Annotated in this window: 14 protein-coding genes; 8 read left to right on the plus strand and 6 right to left on the minus strand. The window is 59.1% G+C overall.

The annotated features are described in order from the left end of the window. Positions 1-217 precede the first annotated feature (217 nt). Positions 218-1,150, plus strand: a complete 933-nt coding sequence (locus tag EPZ47_RS16910) for a universal stress protein (protein ID WP_135845845.1) — start codon at positions 218-220, stop codon at positions 1,148-1,150. 32 nt (positions 1,151-1,182) lie between these two features. Then, positions 1,183-3,951: a cation-transporting P-type ATPase gene (locus tag EPZ47_RS16915; protein WP_135845846.1), complete on the plus strand. Its 2,769-nt coding sequence runs from the start codon at positions 1,183-1,185 to the stop codon at positions 3,949-3,951. A gap of 28 nt (positions 3,952-3,979) precedes the next feature. On the opposite strand, the gene EPZ47_RS16920 is transcribed toward EPZ47_RS16915, so the two are convergent. From EPZ47_RS16920 to EPZ47_RS16940, 6 genes are all read right to left on the minus strand, one after another. Beyond that, a complete protein-coding gene (locus EPZ47_RS16920; protein ID WP_135845847.1) occupies positions 3,980-4,267 on the minus strand; it encodes a cyd operon YbgE family protein in 288 nt (95 codons plus the stop codon). Further along, the gene (gene cydX / locus EPZ47_RS16925; protein ID WP_135845848.1) at positions 4,264-4,386 is read right to left on the minus strand and encodes a cytochrome bd-I oxidase subunit CydX; all 123 of its coding nucleotides are present in this window, start codon (positions 4,384-4,386) and stop codon (positions 4,264-4,266) included. Before cydX ends, EPZ47_RS16920 begins: the two co-directional genes overlap by 4 nt. A gap of 22 nt (positions 4,387-4,408) precedes the next feature. After that, positions 4,409-5,545 carry a cytochrome d ubiquinol oxidase subunit II gene (gene cydB / locus EPZ47_RS16930; RefSeq protein WP_135845849.1) on the minus strand — a complete coding sequence of 379 codons (1,137 nt, stop codon included), beginning with the start codon at positions 5,543-5,545 and terminating at the stop codon, positions 4,409-4,411. After that, positions 5,538-7,109 (minus strand): cytochrome ubiquinol oxidase subunit I, encoded by a 1,572-nt coding sequence (locus tag EPZ47_RS16935; protein WP_135845850.1) that lies wholly within the window; start codon positions 7,107-7,109, stop codon positions 5,538-5,540. The genes cydB and EPZ47_RS16935 overlap by 8 nt, the downstream gene beginning before the upstream one ends. Then, entirely contained in the window at positions 7,106-7,282 is a 177-nt protein-coding gene (gene cydP, locus EPZ47_RS30230; RefSeq protein WP_178084266.1) for a cytochrome oxidase putative small subunit CydP, read from the minus strand. The genes EPZ47_RS16935 and cydP overlap by 4 nt, the downstream gene beginning before the upstream one ends. Positions 7,283-7,436: 154 nt before the next feature. Continuing rightward, a complete protein-coding gene (locus EPZ47_RS16940) occupies positions 7,437-8,756 on the minus strand; it encodes a sigma-54 interaction domain-containing protein (RefSeq protein ID WP_135845851.1) in 1,320 nt (439 codons plus the stop codon). Positions 8,757-8,983: 227 nt separating this feature from the next. Here EPZ47_RS16940 and EPZ47_RS16945 point away from each other — a divergent pair, with 227 nt between their 5' ends. From EPZ47_RS16945 to EPZ47_RS16970, 6 genes are read left to right on the plus strand one after another with little or no spacing between them, the layout of a single operon-like run. After that, a complete protein-coding gene (locus tag EPZ47_RS16945) occupies positions 8,984-9,862 on the plus strand; it encodes an MBL fold metallo-hydrolase (protein WP_135845852.1) in 879 nt (292 codons plus the stop codon). 38 nt (positions 9,863-9,900) lie between these two features. Next, on the plus strand, positions 9,901-11,571 hold the full coding sequence (locus EPZ47_RS16950) for a bifunctional protein tyrosine phosphatase family protein/NAD(P)/FAD-dependent oxidoreductase (RefSeq protein ID WP_135845853.1): 1,671 nt from the start codon (positions 9,901-9,903) through the stop codon (positions 11,569-11,571). A 28-nt stretch (positions 11,572-11,599) separates the two neighbouring features. Next, complete coding sequence (locus tag EPZ47_RS16955) at positions 11,600-12,403, plus strand: sulfite exporter TauE/SafE family protein (RefSeq protein WP_135848021.1); 804 nt, start codon at positions 11,600-11,602, stop codon at positions 12,401-12,403. A 43-nt stretch (positions 12,404-12,446) separates the two neighbouring features. Then, the gene (locus EPZ47_RS16960; RefSeq protein ID WP_135845854.1) at positions 12,447-12,881 is read left to right on the plus strand and encodes a YeeE/YedE family protein; all 435 of its coding nucleotides are present in this window, start codon (positions 12,447-12,449) and stop codon (positions 12,879-12,881) included. A 2-nt stretch (positions 12,882-12,883) separates the two neighbouring features. Continuing rightward, positions 12,884-13,303 (plus strand): DUF6691 family protein, encoded by a 420-nt coding sequence (locus EPZ47_RS16965; RefSeq protein WP_135845855.1) that lies wholly within the window; start codon positions 12,884-12,886, stop codon positions 13,301-13,303. Between the two features lie 13 nt (positions 13,304-13,316). Beyond that, entirely contained in the window at positions 13,317-13,505 is a 189-nt protein-coding gene (locus tag EPZ47_RS16970; RefSeq protein ID WP_135845856.1) for a YgaP family membrane protein, read from the plus strand. Positions 13,506-13,534 lie beyond the last annotated feature (29 nt).

Raw genomic sequence — 13,534 nt, forward strand, 5'->3', positions numbered from 1 at the left:
GGGGGAACCCGAGCCTGCCCGGCTTTTGCCCTGGGGAGAGTGATCATGATCAAACATAGCGCTATTGCTCGAGCGCTGCAGGACGCGATACCACGTTTTCGGCCAGGTTTGATGTAAATCAAACCGCCGGATCTACGGACGATCATGATCAAACCCAGACGCCACGCCGTGCGAAGGGTCGCCCGGTGCCAATACGTCCGTACCCGGGAGGTTTGTCATGTCTACGCAATCGCGCTTGATGCTGGTCGTCTCACCGCTGATGGAACACAACCCGGCGTTCGACCGGGCAGCCGCCCTGGCCAAGGCCGAAGGCGCCGCCCTGCATATCGTCGCGTTCGACTACCTGGAGGGCCTGGCCACCGCCGGCCTGGTCAATGAGCAGGCGCTGGAACAGATGCGCCTGGGCTACATTGAACGCCATCGGCAATGGCTGGAGGAGCAGGCCCGGCCGCTGCGCAAGCTCGGCATCGAAGTCACGACAGAAGTGACGTGGGTCGAGCGTCCATTGCAGGAGATCCTGATTCACCTCAAGGAGCAGCCGATGGATGCGCTGATCAAGACGGTGGACCCTGAGTCCTGGTTCTCACGCCTGATGTTCACTCCGCTGGACGTGCACCTTCTGCGCGAATGCGCAGTCCCGCTGCACTTCGTCAATAAGGTCACCCATCCCCGCCCGCGCAAGATTCTGGCGGCCATCGACCCGTTTCATCGCGACGGGCGCTACGAAGGTCTCAATGACCGGGTCTTGAGCGAAGCCAACAAACTGGCGGTCAGCTGCGACGCAACGCTGGAAGTCATCTACGCTTACGACCTGTCCTCCATCACCGCCGCCGAATACGGCTTCGGCAATGGCTCGACATTCTTCTCCTCAACCCTGGCCCGTCAGCTCTACGAGTCCCAGGGCGCAGCCTTCGACGCCCTGGCAGAACGCAACGGCATCGCCCCGGAACAACGGCGCATGATCATGGGCGAGCCGGCCAAGGTGCTGACCAGTTACGCGGCCGCCCATGATATTGACGTCATCGTCATGGGCCGAGTGCGCTATGGAGGCTTGGACAAGCTGATCGGCAGCACCGTGGAGGGGTTGTTGTACAAGATGCCCTGCAGCTTGTGGGTGATTGCGCCGCAACAGGTCGGCTCAAGCGTGTAAAGCAACCGCCACACGCAAAGGAACATGCCTTGATGAATAGACCAAGCAACGCATCGCAGGAGCAACATCCGATTCCCACAGATGCCTTGGCTTGGTACACGTTACCTGCGGAGCAGGTGCTGAACCTGCTTGAGGTCAATGAGCAAGCCGGGCTGAGCGCGGCGCAAGTGCAAGCCCGGCTTGAGCGCACGGGCTTCAATCGTCTGCCCGAATCAGCTCGGCGGCCAGCGTGGCTGCGATTCTTGCTGCAGTTCCACAACATTCTGATTTATGTACTCCTGGCGTCTGCCGCGCTGACGGCGATGTTGCAGCACCTGTGGGACACCGTGGTCATTGTGGCGGTAGTGCTTGCCAATGCAGTTATCGGCTACGTCCAGGAAGGCAAGGCAGAACAAGCCATGGACGCCATCCGGCAGATGCTGGCGCCGTGCGCGGCAGTGATCAGGGCCGGCCAACGCCTGGGTGTCGCGGGTGAGGTGCTGGTTCCGGGCGATATCGTTTTGCTGGAGGCCGGTGACAAGGTCCCCGCCGATCTTCGCCTGCTGCACGCCAACAGGTTGCAGATCCAGGAAGCCATTCTGACCGGCGAATCCGCCCCCGTGGAAAAACACACCCAACCGGTGCGACTGGCGGCGCCCCTGGGCGATCGTGCCTGCATGGCCTTCAGCGGCACCCTGGTGACCTGCGGACAAGCGACAGGGGTCGTTGTGGCGACCGGCACATCAGCCGAAATCGGCCGCATCAGCAACCTGCTGTCGGGCGTCGAAACACTGACGACGCCCCTGGTGCAGCAAATGAACGTTTTCGCACGCTGGCTGACGCTATTGATTCTGTCCGTCGCGGGGTTGCTGCTCATTTACGGTCACTTTGTCAGGCATTACCCATTCACCGAGATATTCATGGTCGTGGTGGGGCTGTCGGTCGCGGCCATACCTGAAGGGTTGCCCGCGGTGCTCACCATCAGCCTGGCGGTCGGGGTTCGGGCGATGGCCCGTCGCAACGCCATCGTGCGGCGCCTGCCTGCCATCGAGACGCTGGGTTCGATATCCGTCATCTGCACGGACAAGACCGGCACCCTCACCCGCAACGAAATGATGGTGGCGTCGGTTGTCATCAGTGATCTTACTTTCACAGTCGATGGTGCGGGATATCAGCCCACGGGCAACATGAACCTTGCCGATCAGTTGATCGATACAGCCAATCACCCGACATTGGCGCAACTGGGGCGCGCGGCCAGTCTCTGTAATGACGCCATGTTGAGGCAGCATGAACAGGCATGGAAAGTCGAAGGGGATCCGATGGAGGGCGCATTGCTGGTGTTTTCGGCAAAGGCCGGCATCAATAGCGAAGAAGAACGCGGTACGTGGGCTCGCACCGATGCCATTCCGTTTGACGCCAAACACCGATTCATGGCGACTCTGCATCACAACCATGACCGACAAGCCTCTATTTATGTCAAAGGCGCGCCTGAGCAGATTCTCGCCATGTGTACACAGCAGCGTGGCAGTGCTGGAGCGGCCGAGCGGCTTGACGCCGATTACTGGCACCAACAAGCCAATACCATCGCCAGCAAAGGCCAGCGGGTCTTGGCGTTTGCAATCAGGTCAGTGCCGCCCGAACACACCGTATTGCAGTTGGCTGATGTGCAAGGGACGCTGACCTTGCTTGGCCTGGTGGGCATGATCGACCCGCCTCGTCCAGAAACGATACAGGCCATTGAGCAATGCCAGGCGGCCGGTATCGCCGTTAAAATGATCACGGGGGATCACTCCGGTACCGCCCGCGCCATCGGCTATCAGATTGGCTTGCAAAACCCTGACAGGGTCCTGACCGGCCTCGATCTGGACGCCATGAACGATGGCGTACTGAAAGAAGCGTTAAAGGAGGTGAACATCTTCGCCCGCACCAGCCCTGAACATAAGCTCAGGTTGGTGACGTTGTTGCAATCGAACGGCATGACCGTGGCAATGACCGGCGATGGCGTCAACGACGCACCCGCGCTCAAGCGCGCAGACGCCGGCATCGCCATGGGAGGCAAAGGCAGTGAAGCGGCGAAAGAGGCTGCGGACCTGGTGCTGGCCGATGACAACTTCGCCTCCATCGTGGCTGCGGTACGTGAGGGACGGACGGTCTATGACAACATCAAGAAAGTGTTGAGTTGGACGTTACCGACCAATGCCGGCGAGACAATGACCATCATCGTCGCGCTGCTGTTTGGCTTTACGCTGCCAGTCACGGCCATACAGATTTTGTGGATCAATCTGATCACCGCAGTAACACTCGGAATCGCCCTGGCGTTCGAGCCGACCGAGGAGCACAGCATGCGCAGGCCTCCGCGCGCCAGGCATGAGCCTTTGATCAGCGGCGCCCTGGTCTGGCACATGGTGCTGGTTTCCATCCTTTTCCTGTGCGGCGTCAACGGTATTTTTTCGTACGCGCTCGACCGTGGTTATTCAGTGGAGTTGGCCCGTACCCTTGCGGTCAATACGTTGGTCGTGATGGAAATATTCCACTTGTTCTTCATACGCAATCTGTACGGCACCTCTTTCACGTGGAAGGCCATTCGAGGCACGAAGGTGGTGTGGCTGACCATCGCAGTGGTGACCGTCGCTCAATTCGCCATTACGTACGTGCCAACATTGCAAAAGGTCTTTGCCACCGAGGCCGTCTCATTCATGGATGGACTCCTGATCATAGGGATTGGCATGGCCTTCTTTGCCCTCATCGAGATTGAGAAACAGATTCGCCTACGCCTGACCGAGCCCGGGATTGAGGCGCCTTCAGCAGGGCCAACCGTGTAGAGGTCACCCGACGCTGATACGCCAGCGATCAACGCCAGTACTTTAACGCCCCTGCAAGCACCAGTGCCCCAAAGCAGATCCACCCCGAAAATAACCACCGCCAGATCCGCCTGCGTGGAACGAAACCCACCCCCCTCACAAACGCCACGCTCATGGCTGCGAACAACGCGCTGGCCAGAGCATGATCGGCTTTCCCATCAGGGGTTGCGATCATGGGGGGATAAAGCGTGCAGGCCAGCATGATGGTCACTGCAATGATCAAACTCAGTACATGAATACGTGAGGACGGCTGGGCCGCGCAGAGGTGCGGCTTCATCGCGGCGCCTCGTCACTATCACTCAAGGCTCGACCCGCCTCGTTCTCGCCCCACATCGCATTCAATATCGCCAGTAGTAACGCAAAACCGACGCCTAGCATCCAGGCGAAATACCACATGTCTTTGACTCCTTTGCAGGCACTAGTAGGCTGAATGTTCGTTGGCTTTGATCTGTGCAACGGTGACCTTGCCGCGCATGACGCGGTACGCCCAGGAGGTGTAAAGGACAATCAGTGGCATGAAGATCAACGTGGCCCAGAACATGATGGCCAGGCTCAGATGACTGGAGACGCTGTCCCATACCGTGAGGCTCGCCGCTGGCATCGTTGATGACGGCATGACGAAGGGAAACATCGATACGCCTGCGGTGCTGATGACACCGACCACCGCAAGCGATGAGGCGACAAATGCTGAAAGCGTACGGCGCATCACCAGCAACAGCGCGGCACCGGCTGCGCCAGCCAAGCCCAGCGCCGGCAACAGCCACAGCGCCGGATAATGGCCATAGTTAGCCATCCAGGCCCCCGCCTCTCTCACGACCGATTTGTTGAGAATGTCAGGCAACCCGGCGGTATCCACCACCGACGCAATGCGATAGCCCTCAATCCATTGCAACCAGATACCGGCAACGATGAATGAACACACCAGCACTATCGCAGCGCCCACCGCGCCTGTTATAGCCCTGGACTGAATGCCCCCCTCAGTGCGATGGGCCAGATACGCGCCGCCCTGCAGGGTAATCATGGCGCTGCTTACGATGCCGGTCAGCAGCGCGAAAGGGTTGAGCAATTGCCAGAAACTGCCGGTGTACGTCGACACCAGGTATTGATCGAAGTGAAACGGGACCCCCAGCAGCAAATTGCCAAACGCGATCCCGAACACCAACGGCGGCACCGCCCCGCCGACGAAAAGCCCCCAATCCCAGGTACTGCGCCAGGCAGGGTTGTGGATCTTGCTGCGATAGTCAAAACCCACCGGGCGGAAAAACAATGCCCAGAGGACCAGGATCATCGCCCAGTAGAATCCGCTGAATGCGGTGGCATACACCACCGGCCAGGCGGCGAACAGCGCGCCGCCGGCCGTGATGAACCAGACCTGATTCCCATCCCAATGCGGTCCCACGGTATTGATGACGACGCGGCGCTCCATGTCATTGCGGCCAACAAACGGCAGCAGCGTACCCACGCCCATATCGTGGCCGTCCATGATGGCGAAACCTATCAACAGGACGCCGACCAGCGCCCACCAGATAATCTTCAGGGTGAAGTAATCAAGCATGGTGCAGCTCCTTCAACTTGGCGTCGTAGACATAACGGCCTGTACCCAGGCTGCCGGGCCCCTGGCGGGCGAACTTGACCATCAGGAACATTTCCACCATCAGCAGTACGGTGTAGAAAACAACGAACCCGGCCAGCGAGCCGTACAGGTTGTTGACGCTGAGGGTGGAGACGCTCATGTGGGTCGGCAGTACGCCGTAGATGGTCCAGGGTTGGCGACCGTATTCGGCAACAAACCAGCCCAGCTCGCAGGCGAGCCATGGCGCAGGCAGCATGAAAAGAGCCCCGCGCAGTAACCAGCGATGGTGTGTAGAACCGGACTTCAAGGTGCTCCAGAATGCCAGCCCGAAAAGCATCAGCATGGCAAAACCAAGGCCCACCATAATGCGAAATGCCCAGAACATCGGCGTCACGCGTGGAACGCTATCGTTAACGGCCGTTTCGATGATTGCCGGCGTCGCCTGGTTGACGTCCTGGACATAACGTTTGAGCAGCAAGCCGAAACCCAGATCAGCCTTATAGGCTTCGAAGGTGTTGAGTGCGACGGGATCGCCGCGATTTGCCCTCAGTGTTTCAAGGGCATTGACGGCGGTAATACCGCGAATGATTCGAGCGCGGTTTTTCTCCTTGATGTCGTGAATACCCGGAATCTGTTTGCTGACCGAGCGGGTTCCAATCAGCCCCATCAGCCAGGGCACCTCGACTTCCCAATTGTTCCTGGACTCAGCTTCATTGATGCTCGCCACCAGGGTCAGGCCGGCCGGTGCGGGTTTTGTCTCCCACATGGCTTCCATGGCGGCCATTTTGGTTTGCTGCGCTTCACCCACCGTGTAGCCGGACTCATCCCCCAGCACTATCACGCTCAAGACAGAAGCCAACCCGAAAGCCGCCGCCACCCGAAAGCTGCGTTTGGCAAACTCGACGTCACGACGCTTGAGCAAATACCAACTGGAAATCGACAATACAAACATCGAGCCAGTGACATAACCCGCCGAAACGGTATGCACGAACTTGGCTTGGGCCACCGGATTGAAAACCACTGTCCAGAAATCGACCATCTCCATGCGCATGGTGATGTAGCTGAACTCTGAACCCACCGGATTCTGCATCCATCCGTTGGCAATCAGGATCCACAGCGCCGACAGGTTCGTACCAATCGCCATCAGCAATGTGACCAGCAAGTGATGCTGCTTCTTCAGACGGTCCCAACCAAAAAAGAACAGGCCGATCATGGTGGACTCGAGAAAGAACGCCATCAGGCCCTCAATCGCCAGGGGGGCGCCGAAGATGTCGCCGACGTAGTGCGAGTAGTACGCCCAGTTGGTACCGAACTGAAACTCCAGCGTGATCCCTGTCGTCACCCCCAAAGCGAAGTTGATGCCGAACAGCTTGCCCCAGAAGCGTGTCATGTCTTTCCAGATGACATTGCCGGTCATGACATAGACGCTTTCCATGATGACCAGCAGCCAGACCATGCCCACGGTGAGCGGTACAAAAAGAAAGTGATAAAGCGCAGTGGCTGCAAATTGCAGCCGTGACAGGTCCACCAGTTGTTCTGAAATCACTTGCTTGCCCCTTGAGCCGAGGTGGGTACGCCGAACCTTTCGCCGATGGTGTTCGAGTCGACGCTGACGCGCGAATCCCGGACGAACACCCACCACAGCACTGTCAGCACAATCAGCTTGATCAGTACTGCTGTGAGCAAATGGCGCCGCAGTCGTTTATCGGAAATAGTCATGACGGGGCATTAGCACGCGTCATGCCAAAGGCAGGAAATCAGATTTTTTATTGATATAACAATAAGTTAGAAACCGGCGCTCAGTACGCCGGGTACCCGGAAAGGAAAAAGTCCTGCCAGGGTGGCAGTCAATGGCAGTCAGGGCTGACGGCCTTCAGGACAAACCTTGTTCTTTCAGTCGCCTGTACAACGTACGTTCACTCACACCCAAGTGTTCAGCCAGTTCGCTACGCGTACCTTTAAAAGTTGCCAGCACCTGCGCCAATGTCCTGCTGTCGAGCACTGGCGTAGCCAATGGGCTGGACACCGCGGTAGCCTGGGGTAACTGCACCGAGTGGATCACGCCGTCATCGGCGAACAGGCTGGCCCTTTCCAGAACATTACGCAGCTCACGGATATTGCCCGGCCAGGAAAACTGCTGCAGCTGCTTCAAGGCAGCGGAGTCGATAGTCAGCCGGCGCTTGCCTCTACCGGCACGTTGCAGGAACGAATGTACCAGCAAGCTGATGTCTTCCACCCGGTTACGCAAAGGGGGTAAGTGAATGGGAAAAACGCTGATGCGGTAGTACAGGTCTTGCCTGAACTCACCGGTTTCCACCATTTTCTCCAAAGGTTTGTGGGTCGCCGCCACCAGCCTGAAATTGGCATGCAGGGTCTCGACACTGCCAACACGGCGATAGGTTCCAGACTCAATCAACCGCAGCAATTTCACCTGCATGGTCAGCGGGACGTCACCGATCTCATCAAGAAACAACGTTCCGCCCTGGGCCGTTTCAACCAGGCCCGGCTTGCGCGTTGTGGCCCCCGTGAACGCCCCCTTTTCATGACCGAACAGCTCGCTCTCGAACAACGTTTCGGTCAACCCGGAGCAATCGACCACCACAAAGGGTCCCGAGGCACGTTCACTGGTTTCATGAACCGCCCTGGCGAACAGTTCCTTGCCTGTGCCGGACTCTCCCAGCAACAACACCGGCAACATCGATGGCGCGACTCGCTGCAGTTCTGACAGCGCCTGGTTGAAGGCCGGTGAATGGCCTACCAAGCCCTCATTGCTGGGCCGGGCTGACGCGCTGCGCACCAGGGTCAACCGTTCCACGTAAGCGGTGATATCGCCGTGCTCATCCAGGATCGGGCGCAGCTCCACATCAACGTGCTCAGGTCCACGGGGGGTGTGGTGGATGTGCAAGACCCGATCCGGGCCGCGCATTTCCTTGGCCTTTTTCATCGGGCAGTGCTCACCGGCCTGATCGCAAGGGACATCGTAGTGATGGGAAATCCGATAGCACTTATGACCGATAAAGGATTTGTCGGCACTGCCGAACTGACGCAGGTAAGCCGTATTCGCTGCCAGGATGTTGTAATCGGGATCAAGCACGATCATCGGATGAGGCTCGTGCTCGAGAAACGAGACCAGGGACTGCACCTGGTCCGGATGCGGAAGATGTTCTTGGGTGGACGGCAGGATGTTGATCATCGCGGCTCCGGTGCATAGTCCTGGCTAAACTGACACTGCCACTATGCCAACAAATACTGCCAGTGGCAGTACCTTTGTATCAACGCGCGTAAAGACATCGCACGAAAGAGCATTAAAAACTAATAAAATCAAATAGTTGAGTGTAATCCTCGCTTTGATCATGGCATGGCAGACTTATTGCTGTATGTATTCTTTGAGCGGCTGCTACAGTCCTGAGGAGGCAAGTCATGACCGTAAAATTGCACGTCGAAGGGTTCTTCGATCCTGAGACCCACACTGTCAGTTATCTTGTGCTGGATGAATCGACCGGTTACTGCGCCTTGGTCGACAGCGTCCTGGATTACGACCCAAAGTCGGGCCGTACCACGACGTCGTCTGCCGACAAGTTAATGGCCCGGGTGGCGACGTTGAACGCTACGGTCCAATGGATTCTCGAAACCCACGTCCATGCCGACCACCTCACCGCCGCACCCTATTTGAAGGAAAAGCTCGGCGGTAACATCGGTATCGGCAGCCACATTGCCGCGGTGCAGGAAGTCTTTGGCACCCTGTTCAATACCGGTGGCGACATGGCCCGCGATGGAAGCCAGTTCGATCACCTGTTTGTCGATGACGAACCTTTCATGATCGGTGCATTGCAATGTCGCGCGCTTCATACACCGGGCCATACCCCGGCCTGCATGACGTACGTCATCAGCGACGGCCTGGAAACGGCTGCATTCATCGGCGACACCTTGTTCATGCCCGACTACGGTACCGCACGATGCGATTTTCCGGGTGGTGACGCCCGCGCGTTGTTCCAATCCATCAACAAGGTGTTGAGCCTGCCGGCCAACACCGTGCTCTACACCTGCCACGATTATCAGCCCGGTGGCCGCGAGGTGCAGTTTGCCAGCACGGTTGCCGAACAACGCGCCGACAACGTCCATGTCCGTAACGGCATCAGTGAAGAAGCCTTTGTCGCAATGCGCACCAAGCGTGACGCTTTGATGGACATGCCGACGCTGATCCTGCCATCGGTGCAAGTCAACATGCGCGCCGGCCACTTTCCCGAGCCTGAATCCAACGGCACGCGCTATCTCAAGATCCCGCTCAACGTGCTCTGACGCTCCCTAAAAGAAAAACTTCCCGATCGGAGACATTTATGGACATCCGCCACCTTGCGCCCGGCTTATCGGTTTCAGAGCAGATTTTTCCCAATCAGTTGAATGAACTCAAAAATGCCGGCTTTCGCGCCATCATTTGTAACCGTCCGGACGGTGAAGGCAGCGATCAACCGTTGTTTGCCGAGATCAAACGTGTGGCTCAAGCGATGGGCATTGAAGCCCACTATCTGCCCGCCGAGTCCGGCAAGGTCACGGACGAACAAGGCGTAGCGTTCGCCAAGTTGCTTGAAACAGTGCCGAAACCAATATTGGCCTATTGCCGTTCCGGCATGCGCTCGACAACGATGTGGGCGCTGTCGCAAGCCGGGCACCAACCGTTGCCACAGATCGTCGACACAGCCAAAAAGGCCGGGTTCGACATGAAAGGCGTCATTCGCCGCATTGCCAATAACGGACGCACGCCGGTCGAAGTGGCCGAGGCCGAACACGCCGTGGTGATTATCGGTGGCGGCGCCGCGGGCATCGCCACGGCATCGAGTTTACTGGCCCGCGAACCAGGACTCGACATTGCCATCATCGACCCGGCGGATGTGCACTACTACCAGCCTGGCTGGACGCTGGTCGGCGGCGGGGTCTTCGAAGCCTCCCAAACAGCCCACACCATGGGCGCGACCATTCCCCGTGGCGTGCACTGGATCAAGTCCGCGGTAGCGGCTTTCGAACCGGACAGAAATGCCGTCATTCTCGACGGCTGCAGAGTCGTCCGCTACGAACAACTGATCGTGTGCCCAGGCCTCAAACTCAACTGGCATGCCATTGAAGGTTTATCGGACACCCTGGGGCGAAACGGTGTGACGTCCAACTATCTGTACCACCTGGCGCCCTATACCTGGGAACTGGTGCGACAACTGCGCGGTGGACAAGCCGTGTTCACGCAACCCCCCATGCCGATCAAGTGTGCCGGTGCCCCACAAAAAGCCATGTACTTGTCTGCCGACCACTGGCGGCGCGAAGGCGTGCTGGGGGATATCGAGATCGATTTCTGCAGTGCCGCGACGGTGCTGTTCGGTGTTCCCGACTACGTGCCCGCCTTGATGAAGTACATCCACGCCTACGGCATCGACTTGAATTTCGGCGACACCCTGACGAGCGTCAATGGTCCCGAGCGCACGGCCACCTTCAGTTGCGTCGGGCCCGATGGCAGCTCTCACCCTGTCACCCGCGACTTCGACCTGCTTCATGTGGTGCCGCCACAGGTTGCGCCGGACTTTATTCGTGTCAGCCCCCTCGCGGATGCGGCAGGATGGCTTGACGTCGATCCTGCAACCCTGCGCCACAAAGGGTGGGCGAATGTCCACGCGCTGGGAGACGCGGCCAATACCAGCAACGCTAAAACCGCAGCGGCGGCGCGCAAGCAGGCCCCCGTGGTCGCCCATAACGTGCTGGCGGCGATGGGCAAGGCCGAGGGCTGCGCCCAATACGACGGCTACGGTTCCTGCCCGCTGACGGTGGAACGGGGCAAGATCGTCCTCGCCGAATTCACCTATGGCGGTAAGGTTGCCCCCAGTTTCCCATCCTGGCTGATTGACGGAACCCGCCCCTCGCGGCTGGCGTGGCTGCTCAAAGAGCGGATCCTGCCGCCCCTGTATTGGAAGGGAATGCTCAAGGGCCATGAGTGGCTGGCAAAACCCGAGTTGGCGGACCTATGAAATCGGACTTGAACGCCAGGAGAACAAGATGATGAGCGTCTTGCTACTGGGCTTCACCGTGGGGGTGATTCTGGCGCTGACCGGCGCGGGTGGAGGCATACTCGCGGTCCCGTTCCTGGTGTTTGGTGTGGGATTAAGCATGGCCGAAGCCGGGCCTATTGGTCTACTCGCCGTGGGTTTAGCCGCCACCCTGGGCGCCGTGATGGGGCTCAAAAACGGCATCGTACGCTATAAAGCCGCACTTCTGACCGCCGGGGCGGGGATCGTCTGCTCCCCCGTCGGCTTGTGGTTGGCTCAACGTACTCCCAACGCCCCCTTGACGATCATGTTTGCCCTTTTGCTGATGTACGTGGCTTGGCGGGCCTTTCAAAAATCACGGCCTGCGCACGCGCGGGCAAAGGCATCTGGCAGGGGCAAGCCACCGCCCTGTGTCCTGGATGAGAACCGCGGCAAACTGAACTGGACCGGCCCCTGTGCCTGGGCGCTCACCGCTTCCGGCGTGGTCGCAGGGGTGCTTTCCGGCTTGCTCGGAGTCGGCGGTGGTTTCGTCATGGTCCCGGCGCTGCAGCGCTACACCAATTTGACCACGCAGTCGGTGCTCGCCACGTCGCTGACGGTGATTGCACTGGTTTCCATGTCGGGGGTTGTGGCGAGTTCGGCGGCCGGTCACTTGCAATGGGCGGTAGCCGTGCCATTTTCCATTGGCGCACTCAGCGGCATGCTTGGCGGGCGCTTGATTGCGGCCAGGTTGCCGGAACCCTACTTGCAAAAAGGCTTTGCCCTGGTCTCTACGCTGGTGGCGGTGGCCCTGCTGGTAAAAGTCCTGGGTTGAACCCTGTCGTGGAATAGCAACGATTGTGTATCGGAGAACGCTCATGAATGTTGACTGGCTCAATTTCACACCTTGGTCATCCCTCGCCGGCGGCCTGTTGATCGGCCTGGCGGCCAGCCTGTTCGTCGTCGCCAATGGACGTATCGCTGGCATCAGTGGGTTGATCGGCAGCCTTCTGCAGCGCGGCGGCGAAGGCGTGGGCGAGAAAGCCCTGTTCCTTCTGGGTCTGCTGGTCGCACCGCTTTTATGGGGGCTGTTTGCCACTTTGCCGCCGATTGAGTTCCACAGCGGCTGGGTCGGGCTGGTCGTCGCCGGCCTGTTGGTGGGGATCGGCACCCGCTATGGCTCGGGCTGCACCAGCGGCCATGGCGTGTGCGGCATATCGCGCCTGTCGCCGCGCTCAATGATCGCCACGGCCTGCTTCATGTTCAGCGGTTTCGCGACAGTCTTTGTCCTGCGTCATGTGATGGGGGTTTGATCATGCTCAAACTGACTGCATTCATCGCCGGCCTGCTCTTTGGCTTCGGTCTGCTCCTGGCGGGGATGGCCAACCCGGGAAAAGTGCTGGCCTTTCTGGATTTGGCCGGGGCCTGGGACCCGTCCCTGGCGTTGGTGATGATCGGTGCGATTGGCGTTGCCATCGGCCCGCTCACCTGGGCTCGCCGGCAATCGCGTTCAGTGCTGGGAAGCCCTATGCAACTACCGGTCAAACGTGAGCTGGACCCACGCCTGATCGGCGGCAGCCTGGTGTTCGGCATCGGCTGGGGCATAGCCGGTATCTGTCCTGGCCCTGCCGTGGCCATCCTGCTGACCGGACACTGGCAAATCATTGTGTTCATGCTGGCCATGTTGGCGGGCATGTTGTTGTTCACGGCGCTGGAGACCCGGCGCCCCCATTGATCGGGAGATCAGCATGAAAGCCAATATCAGAACCATTGACCGTAGCCTGCGCATAGTCATCGGGCTTGTTCTCATCGCCCTGAGCCTGACCGGTGTGATCGGCTTGTGGGGCTGGATCGGCCTGGTGCCGCTGGCCACTGGCATTTTCCGCTTCTGCCCGATCTATACGTTACTGGGCATCAAAACGTGCAAGCGTTATTGAGACGGTTCCTTGGCAGGGACCACTGCCGC

The organism is Pseudomonas viciae, from assembly GCF_004786035.1.
GTDB lineage: Bacteria > Pseudomonadota > Gammaproteobacteria > Pseudomonadales > Pseudomonadaceae > Aquipseudomonas > Aquipseudomonas viciae.